This window comes from Pseudomonas entomophila (assembly GCF_013523165.1).
Lineage (GTDB): Bacteria > Pseudomonadota > Gammaproteobacteria > Pseudomonadales > Pseudomonadaceae > Aquipseudomonas > Aquipseudomonas entomophila_A.
Genome location: NZ_JAAMQI010000073.1, coordinates 1 through 255, shown reverse-complemented (window position 1 = coordinate 255; position 255 = coordinate 1). Strand labels below are relative to the sequence as shown.

1 protein-coding gene is annotated in these 255 nt (G+C 43.9%); it reads right to left on the bottom strand.

Going from position 1 to position 255, the window contains the following annotated elements; all coding sequences use genetic code 11:
* Nucleotides 1-185: hypothetical protein (locus G7Z99_RS19745; RefSeq protein ID WP_219854308.1), on the bottom strand; the 185-nt coding region annotated here is incomplete at its 3' end.
* Between the last annotated feature and the right edge of the window lie 70 nt (nt 186-255).

The window sequence follows — 255 nt, the reverse complement described above, 5'->3', positions numbered from 1 at the left end:
CCACGTCTTTCATCGCCTCTGACTGCCAAGGCATCCACCGTATGCGCTTCTTCACTTGACCATATAACCCCAAGCAATCTGGTTATACTGTGAAGACGACATTCGCCGAAAATTCGCATGTTGCGCTTTCGCGCAGAACTCACAAATTTTACCTTAGCCTGATCACCACCAGTGAAAGTGGCCATCAGTCTATTTCTATCACATATCCGAATTTTTAAAGAACGATCTGACAAAAGTCAGAAATCAACATTTCAC